This window comes from Micromonospora sp. NBC_01740 (assembly GCF_035920365.1).
Taxonomy (GTDB): domain Bacteria; phylum Actinomycetota; class Actinomycetes; order Mycobacteriales; family Micromonosporaceae; genus Micromonospora; species Micromonospora reichwaldensis.
The window spans coordinates 3512725-3531708 of the sequence record NZ_CP109150.1 but is presented as its reverse complement, the minus strand read 5'-3'; the positions used below and the strand labels follow the sequence as shown (position 1 = coordinate 3531708).

Sequence of the window (18984 nt, the reverse complement as noted above, 5' to 3'; positions counted from 1 at the left end):
GTCACGCCGGCCCCGACCCGTCGTACGCGGCGTGCAGCAGGTCCCGATTGCGGAGCAACTTGCCGGTCGCGTTGCGCGGGATGGCCGGCACGAGGTAGATCCGGCGGGGAAGCTTGTAGTCGCTGAGCCGCTCCCGGCACCACGCCATCAGTGCCGTCGCGTCCACGCTGGGCTCCGCCTCGACGTGGGCCTCGATGCCATCGCCGAAGACCACCACCAGGTCACGAACCCCGGCGTGCTCCCGCAGCGCCGCCTCCACCTCGCCGAGATCGACCTTGAGACCGCCGACCGCGACGAGGCTGTCCGTCCGTCCGGCGAGCCGCAGGGCTCCGGTGACCGGGTCCAGCTCACCCCGGTCGCAGGTACGCAACCAGCCGTCCGCGTGGCGGTCGCTGCCTTCGGCGTACAGGTAGGGCGAGCGCTCCAGCCGGACCCGCAGTTCACCGCCGACGCTGTGGGCCTCGATCCCGGGCGCCAACGTGCCGACCGAGGGCGTGGGATGCTCCCCGCGAAGGTCGGCGGCGATGACGCCGACCTCGGTCATGCCGTACTCCTGGCCGAGCCGGACCCCGTACCGGTCGAGGAAGCGCTGCCGGACCGCGGCGGTGAGGGCCTCCCCCGCCGACGCGGCCACCCGCAGTCGCGGCATCCGCTCCTCGCCGGAGGCGCGGGCGAGGAGGTCGAAGTGGGCCGGCACCCCGAGGATCACCGCCACCTCGGCGGTACGGGCCCGGTGCAGCAGGTCGTCCGGCTGGAGACGGTCGGCGAACACCACCTGGGCGCCGACGCGCAGCGCGTGGAGCACACCGGCCATCAGTCCGAACGCGTGGATGATCGAGCTGAGCACCAGCACCCGCTCCCCCGGTCCGGGCATGCCCGCGATGTCGGCGTGCCGGCGCAGCTCCGACAGGAGCGATTCGGCGCTGCGGCCGATCACCTTCGGCAGCCCGGTCGACCCCGAGCTGAGCTGCACCAGCACCACGTCCGCGACGGCCGCGGAACCCTCCGGCAGCCTCTCGACGAGGACCTCGCACCGGTCGCGGAACGGAGTGAACGGCTGGTGGGCGTCGGTGGAGTGGACCTGGTGGGTCGGGCGGAGCAGATCCAGGGTGCGGGCCACCTCCGAGGGCTTCAGCCGGACGTCCGCCAGGATGACCTGGCTGCCGAGCGACCAGAGGGCGAGCATCGACTGGATCAGGGTCAGGGACGGCGGCAGCCGCAGCACGACACTGGCTCCCGGCCCGACGCCCGCCGCCTCGAACCGGGCGGCCAGGCGCGCCACGGCCTCCCGAAGTCCGGCGTGCGTCACCGCGTGGCTGCCCCACGCCCACACCTCGTCGTCGCCGCCGCGCTGGAGCAGGGCGGAACCCCACCAGTCACGCGTTCGGGTCATCTCGTCCTCCGCTCTCGATGGGTCGCCGGCGCCCGGTCGCCGTGCCGGCGTCCGCCTTGTCGTGGTGGACCAGCTCCGCCCCGGCGACCTCGACCAGTGCCTGTAGGACAGCGACCGCGTAACGCTCGAGCGTGGAGGAGACGAAGATGGTCCGCACCGGCAAGGCGACGCCGAACCGGTCCTTGACCTCGGCGGAGACCCGGGTGGCGAGCAGCGAGTGCCCGCCGCTGTGGAAGAAGTCGTCGTGCCGGCCGATCTTCTCGACGCCGAGCAGGTCGCCCCACATCAGCGCCAGTTCCCGTTCCAGCGGGGTGGCCGGAGGCGTGTACTCGGAATCCGGGTCGGCGGCCGGCGCGGTCAGCGCCGCCAGATCGATCCGGCCGTGCCGGTCCCGGGGCACCTGGGCGATCCGGTGGAACTCCGCCGGCACGAGGTAGCGCGCCCGCTGCCGGGACAGCGCCTCGCGCAGTTCCCGCAGCCCGGACCCGTCGGCGCGGTGGGGCACCAGGAAGGCGGCCATCCGGGCCCGCCCCTGGTCCTCGCTGGTCACCACGACCGCCTCCCGCACCGCCGGCTGCGCCTCGAGCAGCCGCTCCACCTCGTCGAGGTCGACCCGGTAGCCGCCGACCCGCACCCGGCGCGAGGCCCTGCCGTGCAGGCGGATCCGCCCGTCGGCCTCCCGCCGCGCGAGACGACCGGTGCAGGTCAGGATGCCGGGCCCGGACGTCTGCGCCGGGGAGCCAGCGGGTGCCGGGGCGGACAGCGTCAGCACCCCGACGGCGTGCGGCGGCACCGGATGTCCGTCGGCGTCCAGCAGCTGCGGCCGTACGCCGGGCGGAAGGCGGTCCAGGAGCGGAAAGCCGTCGGCGGTGTCGACCTCCGACAGTGCGCCGACCGGTGTCCCGTCGACGAGATAGAGATGGTCGGGTTCGACACCCGTCCAGCGGCGCAGTTGCCGCACCTGGGCCAGGCTCGGCACGTCTCCCCGGCACAACGCCCGCCGCAGGCCGGGCAGCGGCGGCAGCGGCTCGATCACCGCCGCCGGCAACGTCTCGGTGCGCAACTGCACCACGGTCGGCCGCTCCCGGGCCAGCAGGGCCGCCAGGCCCGCCGGTTCCCCGTCCGCGTCCGGCGGGGCCAGGACCAGTTGGGCGCCGGCCGCCAGCGGCCACCGGAACTCCGCCAACGGGGTCCGCGACGTGACCGGTTCGTGCTGGAGCACCCGGTCGCGCCCGTCGAGCGGATACCGCGCCAGCAGGAGTTCCAGGTGGCCGCCGTCGCCGTCCGTCGTCGCCGGCGGGCCCGCGTCGGCGGCACCGGAGTTCCGGGTGATCCCGGCCTCCGTCACCACCAGGTGCACCGATCCCGGCGGCGGGTCGAGGTGCGGGTCCACGAGCCGGCAGCTGCCGCCCACCCGGTCGACGGCGAGCAGCGCGACCACGAGTCCGACCGACCGGGGCAACCGGATCGCGACCTCGGTCCCGGGGCCGGCGCCGACGGCACGGAGCTGGTCGGCCAGTCGCTCCACCGACCTGTGCAGCTCGCCGTAGCTGAGCACCCGGCCGGCACAGTGCAGTGCCGGTCGGTCGGGTGCCGCGGCGGCGTGGGCCGCCACGAGGCTGGCCGTGCTGATCCCGGTCTCCTGGGTGGCCACGGATTCGGCCGGCTCGTCGACGACCAGTTCCCCCACCGGTGTGTCGGGCGCGGCCAGGAGTGCGCTGAGCAGCGCGCCGAAGTGTCGGCCCAGTCCCGCGACGGCCTCGTCGGTGAGGACGTCGGTGTTGTACTCCCACCGCACGGCGACCGCGCTGCTGCTGTCGAAGACGTAGGTGGTCAGGTCGTAGAACGTCTCGGCGCAGTCCAGTGGCCGGCTGCGCAGCAGCAGGTCGCCCCAGCGCGTCTCGCCCCGGCCCGCCACGAACCGGGCCAGGAGGTCCTGGTCGCGGTTGTGCGGCTTGTCGTAGGCGAACAGGACGTCGAACACCGGCGCCCTACTGGTGTCGTAGTCGGGTCGTTGCCGCTGCACGAGCAGCGGGAAGGGCACGATCCGGTGGCGCAGGGCCGCGAAGACCGTCCGGCTGCCCGCGGTGACCAGGTCGCGGAAGGTCCGCTCCGGCCGTACGTCGCTCCGCAGCACCAGCGGGTTGACGAAGTTGCCGAGCGTCCACCGGTGCTCCGGCAGGGTCCGTTGGCTGCCGGCGAGCCCGACGGTGACCTCGTGCTGGTCGGCGAAGCGGCTGAGCAGCACGGTGAAGGCGGTCAGCAGCACCGCGTAGCGGGTGACCCCGGCGTCCCGGGCGAGCTGGTCGAGCCCGGTGACGTGGGTCGGTTCCAGCTCGGTCCAGTGCATGGCGCCCGTGTAGCTGCGCGCCGCCTGGCGGGGGCGCCGCGACGGCAGGTCCAGTGCCTCGGGCAGGTCCGCCCACTGCTGCGCCCAGTACGCCTGCGACTCCTCGCCTTCCGGCCCGGCGACCCAGGTGTGTTCCCACTCGGCGAAGGCGGCGTAGCCCGCCGCCCCCTCCCGGTGAGTCCCGCCCGGGTCCCGGCCGGCCCGGGTGAGCCCGTCCTGGTACAGCTCCCCGAGTTCGCGCAATGCCAGCACGATCGACTCGAAGTCCCAGGACATGTGGTGGAAGACGAAGAGCAGGACCTGCCGGTCGGGCGCCCCGTCGAGCAGCACGATCCGCAGCGGTCCCTCCTCGGTCAGCCGGAACGGGATCCGGGCCTCGTGCCGGACCCGGTCCTCGAAGCCGTCCGGGTCGCGATCCGCGACGTGCACCTCGGTGACCGGCACCGGCAGGTCGTCGTGGACCCGGGCGGACAACTCGTCGCCCGTCGACCGGAAGGTGGTCCGGAGGACGTCGTGCCGTTGCGCCAGCCGCCCGGCCGCGGCCCGGAGGGCCGCCATGTCGAGGTGGCCGGAGACGTCGGCCCGTACGGTCACGTGGTACACCGAGCTCTCCGGGGCGAGCTCGAAGGCGTGCCACATGCCGCGCTGCGCGTACGACGCGGGATATTCCCGAACCGCTGACCCCATCTGATCCCGTCCTTCCACGCCGTACCCGGCGCCACAGGGCTACTTTCTGGTTGGGCTGGCCGACGGCTACGCGGCGGCGTCCTGGTCGAGCAGCAGCTGGAAGAGGCACTGCGCCAGTCCCGCGACGGTCGGATCCGCGAAGAAGTCCCGCAGCGACAGCTCGACCCCGAGCTCCTCACGGATCCGGTAGGCCACCTGCACCGCGAGCAGCGAGTGGCCGCCGAGCTGGAAGAAGCTCTCGAACACCCCCACCTCGGGCAGCCCCAGCACGTCGCGCCAGATGCCCGCGACGGCCTCCTCCACCGGCGACCTCGGCAACACCCGGTCGGCGTCGTCGCGCGCCGGTCTGGGATCCGGAAGCCGGCCGACGTCCAGCTTTCCGCTCGGACCGATGGGCAGCTCGGGCACCACGAGCAGGTGCGCCGGGACCATGTGCTGGGGCAACCGCTGTTCGAGGAAGGCACGCAGCTGGCCGGCCAGCTCGCGGCCCAGTCCGGGCAGGAAGGGCAGGTTGTGGTCGGTGCCCGGCCCGGTCACGTCGGGCGACGACCAGGACGCCGGGCAGCCGCGTCGCCGTACCCGGACGTCGTAGCAGCCGATTCGACCGGACCGGGCCGGCTGCACGGAGACGGCCAGGCCCTTCTCCCGCCCGAGGTCGTACCACCGCTGCGGGTCGACGGCGGTCCGCGCCACCGGCGCGGCGGCCGTCACCTCGCCGACGGTGCTGTCCTCCGGTGCCCGACACATCGCCGCCCAGCGGGCGAGAGCTTCGCCGGTCCGCGCGTCCGGGACATCCCGCAGCAGCAGTCCGGCGTCGGTCTCGGCCGTCAGCGCGAGCAGGTCTGCCGGCTCGCCCGCGGTGTCGGACCACACGATCTCCGCCGGCCGTCCCTGTTCCGCGCGCGGCGCACCGACCCGCAGCAGGACGTCGTAGCGGAAGCCGGTCAGCTCGTTGTGAATACTGCCGCGCTTGAGGTTGACGTCGAGTGCCGCCACCCCCGGCGTCGCCGCGACGGACGAGGCGAAGAAGCGGGGCGCGACGAGGAGCTCACCCTCGTCCTCGACGGCGAAGCGCACCTCTCGGCGCAGCGCCGCGATCCCGGCCTGCGGGTCGGCTCGGTGCAGCCGCACCGAGGCGTGGAACGCCTCGACGAGCCGCAGGTCACGGACGTCCCCGACCAGCACGTGGCCGCCTGGCCGGGTGACCCGTACCGCCTCGGCCAGCACCCGACGCAGATAGGCCGCGGAGGGAAAGTACTGCACCACCGAGTTGAGCAGCACCAGGTCGAAACTGTCGTCCGCCAGGCCGGAGAAGTCGTCGGCGGAGCGCCGCATCAGTTCCACCGACGGGTACCGCAGCGGCTCCCGCGCCACCCACGCGCCCACGGTGCGGAGCACCGCCGCCGAAATGTCGGTGGCAACGTATCGACGTGCCCGGGGCGCGATCCGGGACAGGAGCAGACCCGTGCCGCAGCCCACCTCCAGCACCGCCTCGTGCGGCAGGTCCAGTGCCTGGTCGACGATCCCGTCGACGGCCTCCCGCATCTCCTCGGCGGTCAACGTCTCCCCGGTGTAGCTGCTCTGCCAACCGGTCAGGTCGAACGCCCCGTCCACCGTGGCGGCGTCGACGTCGTACACCTCCTCGAAGACGTTCTCCCAGCCGTCGACCTGCGCCTGGCTCAGTTCCTCCGCCCGCCGCCGCAGGTACGCCTCGCCGGGCACGACGTACGCCACGATCTGGGGGTCGCCGCCGGCGTCCGGGACGGTCCGAACCACCGCGTGCCCCACGGCCGGATGCTCCTCGAGCTGCCGCTGGACCGTGCCCGGCTCCACCCGGTGGCCGCGGACCTTGACCTGCTCGTCCGTCCGGCCCTCGAACCGCAGGGTGCCGTCGGGCAACCAGGAGACGAGGTCACCGGTCCGGTAGAGCCGGGCGTCCGGGTCGGTGCCGAACGGGTCCGGGACGAAGCGCTCCACCGTCAGGTCCGGCCGGGCGAGGTAGCCCTCGGCCAGGCCGGCGCCGCCGATGTGGAGTTCGCCCGGCAGGCCGACGGGCACCGGGCGCAAGCGGTGGTCCAGCACCCGCACCGTCGCGCCGGCCAACGGCCTGCCCAGCGGCACTCGCTCGTCGTCGGAGTCGGCGGGCCGGCGCAGCGCGTCGCGCTGGACCAGCACCCCGACGCACGTCTCGGTGGGGCCGTAGTGGTTGACGACCTCGCAACCGGCGGGCGGGGCGGGCGGGCCGGTCAGCCAGCCGCGTTCCAGGGACTCGCCGCCGAGGACCAGTCGCCGGCGGGGGTAGACGTCCGTTGTGCCCCCTCGCAGCAGCGCCCGGAAGTGCGAGGGCGTGGTCTTCAGGCAGTCGATCCGGTGGCTGCGCTGGTAGGCCCCGAACTCGCTCGGGTCCAGCAGCGTGTCGCGGGGAATGACGTGGAAGGCACCCCCGGTCAACAGGGCGCCGAAGAGGGCGGTGTAGCCGAGGTCGACGGCTGGGCTGGCGACCGTGGCGTGACTCCAGCCGGCTTCCAGACCGAGCCGCTCGGCTACCGCGGCGACGTAGTGGGTCAGGGCGCCGTGGCTGACCGCCACGCCCTTCGGCCATCCGGTCGAACCCGAGGTGAAGACCACGTAGGCAAGGTCCGTGGGGCCGCTCGGGCCGGGCGTCGTCGGGCCGGCGCCTGCCGCGCCGGCCGACTCGGGATCGCAGGGCCGCACGCCCAGCCGTTCCAGCCGGGCATGTGCCGTGCGCGGCGCCACGACCAGCCGGACGCTGGCCTCGGCGATCATGTGGGCCAGCAGCTCGTCCGGGTAGTCCGGGTCCAGCGGTACGAAGGCGCCACCGGCCTTGAGGATGGCCAGCATCGCCACGACCGTGTCGGTGGAGCGCTCGCCCCACACCCCGACCAGGTCCCGCGTTCCTACCTCGCCCGCGCGGAGCGCACCGGCGAGCCGGTCGGTGGCCCCGTCGAGTTCGGCGAAGGTCAGCCGGCGCGATCCGCACCGCAGCGCGACGGCCTGCGGTGTCTCGCGGGCCTGTTTCCCGAACGCCTCGTGCACGGTGCCGCCACCGGTCGCGGCGCCGCCGGCGCCCCACTGGTGCAGCAGCCGGTCCCGCTCGGGCGGACCGATCGTCTCGACGTCGTCCACCCGCTGTTCGAGGTCCACCAGCCCGGCCAGGAGCACGCCCAGTCCGGCGGCCAGGTCGGCGGCCGTCCCGGTCGGCGAGGCGGTCTCGACGTGCAGGCTGAGGCGGGCGCCGTCGTCGACACCGACCAGCCGGGCCGTGACCCGCCGGTCGGGCACGTCCCGCTCGACGACGGTGAACTCGACCTCGCCACCGGGGAACGACGGCTGGACGGTGAGCCACTCGAACTGGTACGGCAGTCGGTACGCACCGGCCCTGCCGTCGGACCAGGCGCCGTCCGGCCATGCCCAGTCCTGTTGCCAGGCCCGCGCGCGATCCACCCGGGCCGCGAGTTCCGTGGCGACCCGCCTGATCGGGTCCTCCGGGCGCAGCGGTGTCCGGATCGGCACGGTCACCGCGACGGGACCGACCGTCTCGCGGAGTTCGTCGAAGCATCGTCCGTCGACGATCCGGCCGACGAGCGGGGCCGGTTGCCCGCTCCGGCGCGCCAACAGCACCGACCAGGTGGCCTCCACCAGATGCTCCACGGGCAGCCCGGCCGCCTCCGCCAGCGCCCGCAGCCTGTCCGGGTCCGCCAGCGGCACCCGCACCAACGCACCGGTCGCCGGCTGGTCGGCCGTCTGCCGGGCGGCGTCGGCCGCCACCTCCGTAAGCGTCGGCACGCCGGCCGCGAGGTGGTCCAGCAGGCGGTCGAGTTCCTCCTCGTCGGCGTCGCCCGTCGCGACCTGCTGCCACGAGTCGAACTGGACGTACTGCACGGGCGGCGTCAGGGGGTCGCCCCGGTAGGCCGCGGCCAGGTCCCTGGAGATCACCTCGAGGCTGAGCCGGTCGGCGAGGCCGGCGGGCAGTCGCACCGTGAACAGCCACGTCCCGGGCCCGGTGTCGACCAGGCTGACCACCATCCGGTCGTCTCCCGACCCGACCGCGTCCGCCAGCCGTCCGGGCCACTGCTCGACTGCCACCGCGGCCTGCTCCTGCACGACCTGGACCGGGAACCGCTGGTGCGCCGAGCTGACGAACCGGGTCCGCAGCACGTCGTGGCGGGCGACGACGGCCTGCAACGCCAGCCACAACCGGTCCGGGGCGAGCGCTCCGTCGACGCGAAGCACGAGCCGGGCCGGTCGTCCGTGCGGGGTGCCGTCGGCTCGCCAGTTCTGCCGTTGCTGCGCCGACAGCGGATATCCTCTGATGGCGTCCGTTTCCATTGACTGGCACTCCTTCTACGGATCGGACCGCGATCGACGCGGGGCGGACTGGCGGACCGGCGGGGGCGCGACGCGCTGGCGGCAGGGGCCGAGGCTCAACCGGGCGAGCTGCCGGAGAGGCCCGCCGCGTCGCCGAAGGCGACCAGGACCTTGCGGCGACCGGTGTACGGCTCCCGGCCGTGGCAGCTCAGCATGTTGTCCAGGAGCATGACGTCGCCCCGGCGCCACTGGAACCGGACCGTCGCGGCGCGGTAGGTGGCCCTGATCGCCTCGATGGTGTCGTCGGCGATCGGGGAACCGTCACCGTAGTAGGCGTGCCGCGGCCACTGCTCCTCGTCCAGCAGCCCGGTCAGGGACCGGCGCACCTCCGGGTCGAGACCGGCGACGTGGAACATGTGCGCGGAGTTGAACCAGGTCGTCTCCCCGGAGACCGGGTGCCGGTGGACTGCCGGCCGGACCTGTCGGGTCTGCAAACCGTCGGCGCCCCGCCAGCGCAGGTCTATCCCCGACTCGGCGCAGTACCGCTCGACCTGCTCCCGGTCGTCCGTTTGGAAGGCCTCCTGCCAGGGCAGGTCGACGCCGGCGCCGTAGTTGCGCACGTACGTCACGCCGAGTTCCTCGAACGGCTTCCGCAGGTCGGGGTCGAGCATCCGGTAGACCCGGCGGGAGTCCGCCACCGGAGTCGCCCCGCCGGTCGTCGCCGGGTGCTCGCAGTAGAAGGCGATCTTCATCGGCCACTCGTGCGAGTACGACATCTCGTTGTGCAGCTCGATGTACTGGTCGGCGGGGTACTCGGTCGAGGTGTAGACGTTCTTCTGGCCGGCCTCCCGCCGTGGCGTCGACCGCTCCTGGTAGTCGAGCAGGTGCGCGATCTGCGTCGCGGCGAACTGGCGGAAGTCGATCGCGGAGGCGACCTCGAAGCCCCGGAACAGCACCCCGCCCTGCGCCACGAGGCCGCGGCCGATGAGGTCCGGGTGGGCCGCCGCCCAGGAGGTCAGGTCGAGGCTCGCGCCGCTCGCCTGCACCACCAGGGGCAGTGCGTCCGGGTGGTCGGTCAGCGAGCCGACCCGTACCTGCTCCTGTTCCGTGGCCGCGACGGTCGCCGGCGCGCGGGAGATCACCTGCTCGAATGCGCGCCGGCCGGGCGCGGCACGTCGTTCTCCGTCGGTCATTGCCTCTCGCTTCCTGCGTCCACTGGTGGCGAGTGCCCGGCTCAGCGGCGCCGAGGGGTCGGCGACCAGCCGGGTGAGAAGGGACACGAAGGTCTCCGCGAATCCGCGCATGTCGTCGGGGCGGAAGAGTTCCCGATCGAACTCCAGCACCGCCCGGTACGCGTCGTCGCTGTCCTCGATCCGGATGGTGAAGTCCCGCTTGGCCGCCCACTCGCTGATCGGGAGCAGTTCGACGTCCAGGCCGGGCAGCCGCAGCCCGCCTCCCCGCGGCACGTTCTGATAGGTGAGCATGATGTCCACGTACGGATCGCGGTTGCTCTCCCTGGGGGGACGTAGCTCCTCCACGATCCGGTCCAGGGGCACGTCCTGGTTGGCGTAGGCCCCGAGCGCGGTGCGCCGTACCCGGGCCAGCAGCTCCGTGAAGGTGGGATCCCCCGACACGTCGGCCCGCAGCACCAGGGTGTTGACGAAGAATCCGATCAACGGCTCGAACTCGACCCGGGTGCGGTTGGCGATCGGCACACCCATCAGGAACTGGTCCTGGCCGCTGGCGGACGCCACCAGTGCCTGGAACGCCGCCGCCAGCACCATGAACGGGGTGGTGCCGTCCGAGCCGGCCAGCGCCGTCACCCCGGCCCGGACCGAGCCCGGAAGGTCGAAGGTGACGAAGCCGCCGGGGCGCGTACGGCGGGCCGGGCGGGGCTGCTGCATCCGCAGGGTCAGCGGCGCGGGTGGTTCCCGCAGCTCCTGCCTCCAGTAGTCGAGCTGTCGGGCCGTCTCGGGGCCCCGCAGCCACGTCTGCTGCCACAGCGCCACGTCGGCGAACTGGGCCGACAGCTCCGGCAGCCGGGCCTCGGTGCCGGTGGTGTGCGCCCGGTACAGCTCGGCGAGCTCGGCGAAGAGGTTCTCCCCCGACCACCGGTCGAAGACGATGTGATGCAGGTTGATCAACAACAGGCTCTCGGTCGGCGAGAGCAGGGCCTGCCGTACCCGCAGCAGCGGGCCTTCGGCGAGGTCGAAGGGGCTGGCCAGTTCGGCGTCCAGCCACTGTCGACCCGACTGCCCGGGGTCCGGCCGGGAGGTGAGGTCGAGCACGTCGATCCGGACCGGGCCGGGTGGCCGGATCCGCTGTACGGGCTCTCCCTTGACCTGCGGATAGACGCTGCGCAGCACGCTGTGGCGGGCGACGACCCGGGTGAAGGCCGCTTCGAGGGCAGCCACGTCGAGGACGCCGGTGAGCCGCAGCGTGATGGGCACGCTGTAACGGGCGGAGTCCGGTTCCAGTCGGCTGACGAACCACATCCGCCGCTGGGCGAGGGAGAGGGGCTGGTCGGCCCGGTGGTCCGCCTCCTCGACGAGGGCCGGTGTGACCGCCGCGTCCTGGCGGACGTTGCGTTGCAGGTAACGGGCGAAGGCGGCCGGGGTGGGGTGGCTGAAGACCGAGCGCAGGGGCAGCGACGCGTCGAAGCGGGCCCGCAGGCGCAGCATCAGTTGGGTCGCGGCCAGCGAGTTCCCGCCCGCGACGAAGAAGTCGCAGTCGTCGTCGACGTCCTCCGCGCCGAGGACCTCCGCCCAGATCGCGCGAAGCTGGGCGACGCGGTCGTCGTCGACCGGCCCGTCCGTACCGTCGCCGGGTTTCGGCTGGTCGCCCGCCGTGCCGACGCGTCCCCCCGCAGTCGCGGGCGGCTGGTTCGGTACGACGCTGCCCGCCGCGCCGGGCGGCAGCGGTGGCAGGTCGCCGATCGGCGCGTCCGGCGCGGCGATGACGGCGGCGAGGACGGCGTCCCAGTGCCGGCCGAGCGCCGCCACCGTGTCGGCACGGAACAGGTCACTGCGGTACTCCAGGTAGCCGGAGAGTTCGTCGCCCTCACCGACCAGGCAGAACGTCATGTCGAACTGGGTGGCCCGCACCCCGAGGTCGACCAGGCGCACCTGGACGGTCTCCGCGCTCCGGCTCAGGGCCGCGGTCTCCTGGTAGGTGAAGGCGACCTGGAACAGCGAGGACCTGTTGGCGCTACGCCCGTCGAGCACGGCGTCGACCACCTTCTCGAAGGGCGCGTCGCGGTGTGCGAGGCCGGCGAGCACCACCTCGCGGACCTCGGCGAGCAGTTCCGTGAAGGTCCACGTCTCGGCGAGCCGTACCCGCAGCGGCAGCATGTCGACCAGCAGTCCAACCAGGTCCCGGGTCTCCGGCCGGTCCCGGTGGTCGGCCGCCACGCCGACCACCAGGTCCGGTTCCCCGCTGAGCTGGTGCAGCACGACGTACACGGTCGCGAGGGCGGCCATGAACACGGTGGCCTCGCGCCGGGCGACCAGATCCCGTAACTCCACCAGCCGGCCGGCGCCCACCCGCAACGGGAGGCGGGCGCCCTCGAACGACCGCTGTTCGGGAACCGGCCAGTCGGTGGGGAGTGCGAGCTGGCCGCGGTGCCCGGCCAGGTGTCGGCGCCAGTGTTCGACGGCGTCGGTGAAGGTCGACTCGGGCCGGTCGCGTTGCCAGGCCGCGTAGTCCAGGTAGCGCACGCCCGCCCGCGGGCCGGCGAGCGGCTGCTGCCGTCGTATCGCCTGGTACGCCGTGAGGAGATCGTCGAGGACGATCCACGCGGAGGCCCCGTCGGCCAGCAGGTGGTGGACGGTGAGCAGGAGCAGTGCCTCCCGGTCGGTCAGGCGCACAAGATGGGCGCGGAGCAGCGGCGCGCTCGTCAGCTCCAGGGGCTCGTCGGTCACCCGGCACACCAACTGGTGCACGAGGGCGTCCCGCTCGCCGTGCGGGACGCCGCTCAGATCGGTCACCGGCAGAGGGATCTCGACCCGGGGCACGATCTCCTGCACCGGCAGCCCGGCGTCGCTGAGAATCCGGGTCCGCAGCGTCTCGTGCCGTTCGACGACGACGCCCAGCGCCGCGCGCAACGCCGGGCCGTCGACGTCCCCCGTCCACCTGGTGTGCAGCGCGAGGTGGTAGGCCGGGCTGCTCGGCTCGAGCTGCTGGGTCAGCCAGACGCCCTGCTGCGCCCAGGACAGTGGCCCGGTGTCCGCGCCGCCGCGCGTGATGGCGGATTTCGCCGGGCGGGCCGACGAGCCGAGCAGGAGGCGCTCCAGACGGTCCCGTTCTCCGAGGGAGAGTTGCGAGAGACGGTCGGACAGTTCCATGTGACGAGCTCCCTGTCGGTCATGGTGGCCTGGGATTTCTCGGGGCACACCCGGCGCGGGGTCATCGGGCTGGCAGCCGCGGGCGGCTAGGCGGAGACCTGCTTCTCGCCGTCGGGACCCGGTGCCCCGGCCGGTTCGGCGGATCCGCCCGCCGCGCTGGCTGGCTGCTCCTCCGTGCTCGCCGACCGCGCCCGCAGCCGGCGCACCTCCGGCACCGCGAGCGTCGCTGCCGTGCCGACCGCGACGGCGCCGGCCCCGGCGACCAGCGTCGCGCTGGCCCCGATCAGGGCGCTCGCCGGACCGGCCAGGGCGTACCCGATCGGTTCGAAGGTGTAGGCGCCCAGCCAGTCGTACGAGCTGATCCGCGACAGGGTCTCCGGCGGGACGTTCTCGTGCATGGCCGTCTGCCAGTACGTCCAGAAGACGGACTGGGCGATCCCGCCGAGGAACGCGACCGCGGCGATGGCGACCGGGGAAGCCGCGACGGAGAGCAGCAGGAGCATGGGTACGAAGAGGAACGCGCCGGCCACCGCCGGGATCAACGGCCGCCGGGGGTGGGCCGACATGGCGACGAATCCACCGACGAACGCCCCGAGGCTGATCGCGCCCAGGATGAGGCCCCAGCTGGCCGGCCCGCCGAGCTCGTCCTTCGCGATCAGCGGGCCGAGCACCATGAACGGCGCCAGGCCGAGCATCCGCACGAGCGCGCTCTGGAGGGTCACCGGCCAGAGCCACCTGCGCGACCGGAAGTCCTGCCAGCCGTCCCGGACGTCACGCAGCACGCTCTTGCCCGAGTTGGCGACGGGCGCGGAGCCGACCCGGATCGCGCTGATGAGCACGGCGCTGAGCAGGAAGGAGAGCGAGTCCAGCGCCAGCGCGTAACCGGCGCCGACCGCCACCACCAGCAGCCCGCCCAGAGCCGGCCCCACCACCCCCGCAGCCGCAATCATCAGCCCTCGCAGCGCGTTGGCCTCCCGGTGGTGCTCCGCCGGCACCGTCTCCGGTTGCAGGGCGCTGACGGCCGGGATGAAGAACGCCGAGGCGATTCCGGACACCACCTGCAACAGCAGGAGGTGCCAGATCCTGGCGTGGCCGGAGATCAGCAGCGCCGCCATCACGCCCTGCGACGCGAACCGCACCAGGTCGGCGGTGATCATGAGCCGGCGCCGGGACATCCGGTCCGCGACCGCGCCGCCGATCACGAGAAACAGCGCCAGGGAGAACGCCTCCACGGCGAGCACGAGTCCCAGGTCGGAGGCGGAACCAGTCAGGTCGAGCACCCCGAAGGCCAGGGCCACGACGGTGATCTGGTTGCCGAGCTGCGAGGTGATGCGCCCGCCGAGCAGCAGCCGGAAGTCGCGCTCCCGCAGCACGCGCATCGATGGAAGTTTGAACAAGAGAGGGCCTCCTCAGACCGAACGGACTGCGCCGTGCCGCGCCACGGCGGCGGACACAAGCCCTCCATCTTGGCCCAACAGTTGGGCAAGGACGCCGCGAATTTCCGCGATCCCTTCGGGACTCACCACCGAATAGTGGTCACCGGTGATGGTGCGGACGGTCAATCCGCCGCCCGCCACCGAGCTCCAGTCGGCGACGACCTGCTCATGATCGGTGCGCTCCTCAGCCAGCAGCAGCAGCACGTGTCCGGGGTAGCGGCGGGGCCGGTGCTCGGCCACGGCGCGGACGTTGGCCGCGAAGACGTCGAACCGCCGTCGTATCCACTCCGTGCTGGTCTCCGGGTCGACGAGGCCGGCGGTGACCAACTCCCGCTCCAGGCCGTCCAGCGTGTCGGGCTGAGCGGTGTCCGCCTGCGCGCCGGGCAGGAGCGCGCCGAGGGTCCGCCGAACGTCCCGGACGAATGCGGAGAGGATGAACGCCTCGACCTCGCCGTCGGAGAGCACGCCCTCGCGGAGACCCCACACCCCGTCGATGACCAGCACGGTCGGCGCGAAACCCGTTTCGTCCGCGAGCTGCTGCGCCATCGCCAGTCCCGTCACGCCCCCCAGGGACCAGCCACCGAGCAACGTCGGCTGCGACACGCCGGCCGCCCGCATCTCCGTCACGAAGTTGGCCGCCAGCGACTCCAGGTCTCGGTGCAGGACGCCGTCCGGCTCGAGGCCCGGCGAGCGCAGGGCCAGCACGTTGAGCGGCGGCAGGGCCGAGGCGAGTGCGGTGTACGCCACGACGTCGCCACCCACGGGGGGTGCCAGCACGACGGTGCCGGCCTCCGCGGCGACCCGCAGGGGTACGACCACCGAGCTGGCCGTCGCGGGCTCCTCCTCCTCCAGCTTCCGCGCCACCCGGGCGACCGTCGCCTGGGGGAAGAGGGCGCTCACCGGCATGCTGCGACCGAAGTCCCGCTCGATGCGGGCCACCAGTTGCACCGCCAGCAACGAATGACCGCCGTGTTGGAAGAAGTCGTCCTGTACGCCCACGTCCGGCTTGTTGAGCAGTTGCCGCCAGAGCGCCAGCAGGCGAAGTTCCGTGGTGCTCCGGACGGCCGCCCGTTGCCGCCCGCCGCCCTCACGCCGTGGTGCGGGCAGCCGGCTCGGATCGAGCTTGCCGGAGGGGGTACGGGGCAGCCTGTCGAGGACGACGAACACCGACGGGACGAGGTAGCCGGGCAACTGGTCGAGCAGCCCGTCGCGCAGGACCGCCGACATCGACTCCAGCTCCGCCACCGACGTGCCGGAGTCCGGGACCACGTAGGCCACCAGGCGGCGGTCACCCGGGTTGTCCTCGCGGACGCGTACCAGAGCGTCCCGCACCAACGGGTGGTGCCGGAGAGTGGCCTCGATGTCGCCGGGCTCGATCCGGTAGCCGCGCAACTTGATCTGGTCGTCGAGCCGGCCGAGCACGGTCAGGCTGCCGTCGGGCAGGTAGCGGGCGCGGTCACCGGTCCGGTACAACCGGGCGTCGGGCTGGTCGCTGAACGGGTGGGGCAGGAAGGCCGCGGTGGTCAGGTCCGGACGCCCGACGTATCCGCGACTCACTCCTCCGCCGCCCACGTACAGCTCGCCGACCACCCCGGCGCCGACCGGCTGGCCCGCCTCGTCCAGGACGTACATCTGGCAGTTGGTGACCGGCCGCCCGATCGGGACGTGCCCGCCGATCCGGTCCGGGGTCAGTTCGGACCACGAGGAGGAGATCGTGCACTCGCTGGGCGCGTACCCGTTGAGCAGGCGGACACGGCCCCCTCCCTCGTCGTGCCAGCGGCGGATGCGGTCCGCCGCGGCGGCCTCGCCGCCGATGGTGATCACCCGCAGCTCCGGGCAGGCGACGAGTGCCGCCGTGGCGCCCGAATCGACGAGTTCGTGCCAGTAGGACGTCGGCAGCGACAGCACGCTGATCCGCCGGTCGAGGCACCACTGCGCGAACCGCGAGGGGCTGAGGTCGAAGTCGGGGCCGCGGAGCACGAGGGTGGCTCCGGTGGTCACCGCGAAGAGGATCTCCTCCAGCGACGCGTCGAAGCTGAGGGACGCGAACTGCAGGCACCGGTCCGCGGCGCTGATCCCCATGGGTGTGAAGCCGAAGGCCGCGTGGTGTGCCAGGTTCCGGTGCTCGATGAGCACGCCCTTCGGCCGGCCGGTCGAGCCGCCGGTGTAGAGCACGCAGGCGAGGTCGCCGCCGGCCACCCGTCCGCCGGCCGGCGCGCTCCCGGTGCCGTCTGCCGGTGTGCTCCCGGATCGGTCTGCCGGTGCGCTTGCGGAGCCGTCTGCCGGTGCGTCGAGCGCGCTGAACAGGACCGTGGGCGCCAGTCCCCGGACCGCCTCGGCGTGCGCGTCGTCGGTGACGACCATCGCCGCGCCCGAGTCGCTGAGCACGTACTCGATCCACGGCGCCGGGTACTTCGGATCGATCGCCAGGTAGCCGGCCCCCGACTTGAGGATCGCGATGATGGTCGTGATCGCCTCGATCGAGGGCGCCAACATCACCGCCACCACGCCGTCACGAACCGCGCCGCGGTCCCGCAGCGCCGCGGCCAGGCGGTCGGTGCGAGCGGCCAACTCGGCGTACGTGACGCGCTGGTCGCCGCACTCCAGCGCGGTCGCCTCCGGTGACCGGCGGGCGTGCAGGGCCAGGTATTCGTGGCAGAACCGGTCGGGCGTCTCGGCCCGGCCGGTCTCCCCCCACTCCCGCACGATGCGGCGTCGTTCCTCTTCGGAGAGGAAGGCGACCTGGGTGACCGGGCGGTCGGGCCGCGCGAGGAGCGCGCCCACCAGTGCCACGTAGTGGGCGACCATCTGCTCGATCGTGGAGTGGTCGAACAGGTCGGTGCCGTACTCGAACCAGCCGGTGAGGCCGCCGTCCCCGGCACCGGAGAGGTAGACGCTCAGGTCGAAGTCGCTCATGGCCGCGCCCGGCCACACCCTCTCGGCGGTCAGCCCCTTCAGTTCCACTCCCGCGACCGGGTCGACGTTGGCCTGGAACATGGTCTGGAAGACCGGGTTGTGCGAGAGGTCCCGTTCGCCCCCGAGCGCCTCGACGACCATGTCGAAGGGCACGTCCTGGTGGTCCATCGCGGCGACGATCGTGTCGCGGGCCTGGTCGAGCAGGTCCAGGAAGGAGTCGTCGGCGGAGAAGTCCAACCGGATGGCGAGCGAGTTGACGAAGAACCCGACCAGGTTCTCCACCTTGCGCTGGTTGCGGCCGGCGACCGGCATACCCACCACGACGGTGTCGTCCCCGCTGTAGCGGTGCAGCAGGACGTGGAACGCGGTGAGCAGGGTCATGTAGAGCGTGCAACCGGACTGGCCGCTGAGCAGCCGCGCCCGCTGGACCAGGTCGGCCGGAAGACTCATCGGCACCACCCGGCCGCGGTAGCTCTGGCGCTGACCGCGGGGGCGGTCCAGCGGCAGGGCCAGGACACGGGGAGCGTCGGCCAGTCGGGTCCGCCAGTACTCCACCTGCTTGCGCCACGACGGGGAATCCTGCTGGCGCTGCTGCCACCGGGCGAAGTCGCCGTACTGCACGGGCAGAACGGGCAGTTCCGGGTCGGTGCCCAGGACGCCGGCCCGGTAGTAGGCGGCGAGGTCCCGGCACAGGACCTCCAGGGAACGCCCGTCGGAGACCATGTGGTGCAGCGCGATCACCAACAGGTGCTCGTCCTCGTCCACCCGGACGACGCGCGCCCGTACCGGGAGGTCCCGGTGCAGGTCGAACGGTTCCTGGACGGTGGCGGTCATCTCCTCCCGGAGAGCCTGCGGGCGGTCCTCCGGCAGCCGGTCACGCAGATCGGTGACGATCACGGGAACCGGTCGGTCGGTGGGGAACTGCTGGACCGGCTCGCCCGCCGGACCGGTGTCGATCCTGGTGCGCAGTGCCTCGTGGCGGCGGACCACCGCCTCGATGGCCGCCCGGAGGCTGCCGAGGTCCAGGCGGCCACGTAGCCGGAAGCAGACCGACGACTGGTAGAGGGACTGGCCGCGGGTCAGTTCATGGAAGAACCACAGGCGACGTTGCGGCAGCGCCAGCGGCACGGGCTCGTCGGCCTCGCGGGCGACGAGCTGGTCCCCCCGCTGCCGGCGAGCTGCCCTGAACAGGAGTTCCGCCTCCAGTGCTCGGCGGTCGGCCGCCGCGGGCGCGGCAAGTCGTTTCTCCTGTGGCGACATGTGCTGGGGGTCCCTTCTGGCAGGCGGACGTCGACTGGAAGGTCTTTTCCAGACGGAAATCCGCGCACGGTCCGGTCCGCCACGGGCGAAATGGTGCCCGATGACGGGGGCGCTGATTCAGCGGGAGATACGGAAGCCGACGGATGCCGGACGGCGGGCCCCGAATACGGGCACCCCGAAGGAACCGACGATCACAGACATCCGCGGCGGCCCAAAAAGGCCACTCGACGATAATTGAACCGGGAACGACCCTGGTTCGACGAAGCCCGA

Annotated in this window: 6 protein-coding genes; all 6 read right to left on the bottom strand. The window is 72.9% G+C overall.

The features are described from left to right. Position 1: 1 nt before the first annotated feature. Positions 2-1393 carry a class I adenylate-forming enzyme family protein gene (locus OG989_RS16520; RefSeq protein WP_327031015.1) on the bottom strand — a complete coding sequence of 464 codons (1392 nt, stop codon included), beginning with the start codon at positions 1391-1393 and terminating at the stop codon, positions 2-4. Further along, positions 1377-4430, bottom strand: coding sequence for a condensation domain-containing protein (locus OG989_RS16515; RefSeq protein ID WP_327031014.1), 3054 nt, complete (start codon positions 4428-4430; stop codon positions 1377-1379). The genes OG989_RS16520 and OG989_RS16515 overlap by 17 nt, the downstream gene beginning before the upstream one ends. A 66-nt stretch (positions 4431-4496) precedes the next feature. Continuing rightward, positions 4497-8780 carry a non-ribosomal peptide synthetase gene (locus OG989_RS16510; RefSeq protein ID WP_327031013.1) on the bottom strand — a complete coding sequence of 1428 codons (4284 nt, stop codon included), beginning with the start codon at positions 8778-8780 and terminating at the stop codon, positions 4497-4499. A 95-nt stretch (positions 8781-8875) separates the two neighbouring features. Continuing rightward, entirely contained in the window at positions 8876-13102 is a 4227-nt protein-coding gene (locus tag OG989_RS16505; protein ID WP_327031012.1) for a condensation domain-containing protein, read from the bottom strand. Between the two features lie 86 nt (positions 13103-13188). Beyond that, positions 13189-14481 (bottom strand): MFS transporter, encoded by a 1293-nt coding sequence (locus tag OG989_RS16500; protein ID WP_327031011.1) that lies wholly within the window; start codon positions 14479-14481, stop codon positions 13189-13191. 30 nt (positions 14482-14511) lie between these two features. Beyond that, complete coding sequence (locus OG989_RS16495) at positions 14512-18714, bottom strand: non-ribosomal peptide synthetase (RefSeq protein ID WP_327031010.1); 4203 nt, start codon at positions 18712-18714, stop codon at positions 14512-14514. Positions 18715-18984: the final 270 nt, after the last annotated feature.

What these genes read in the sequence shown, in the direction of transcription:
- OG989_RS16520 (WP_327031015.1), bottom strand. Translation starts at nt 1,393, where the DNA reads ATGACCCGAACGCGTGACTGGTGGGGTTCCGCCCTGCTCCAGCGCGGC.
- OG989_RS16515 (WP_327031014.1), bottom strand. Translation starts at nt 4,430, where the DNA reads ATGGGGTCAGCGGTTCGGGAATATCCCGCGTCGTACGCGCAGCGCGGC.
- OG989_RS16495 (WP_327031010.1), bottom strand. Translation starts at nt 18,714, where the DNA reads ATGTCGCCACAGGAGAAACGACTTGCCGCGCCCGCGGCGGCCGACCGC.
- OG989_RS16500 (WP_327031011.1), bottom strand. Translation starts at nt 14,481, where the DNA reads ATGCGCGTGCTGCGGGAGCGCGACTTCCGGCTGCTGCTCGGCGGGCGC.
- OG989_RS16505 (WP_327031012.1), bottom strand. Translation starts at nt 13,102, where the DNA reads ATGGAACTGTCCGACCGTCTCTCGCAACTCTCCCTCGGAGAACGGGAC.
- OG989_RS16510 (WP_327031013.1), bottom strand. Translation starts at nt 8,780, where the DNA reads ATGGAAACGGACGCCATCAGAGGATATCCGCTGTCGGCGCAGCAACGG.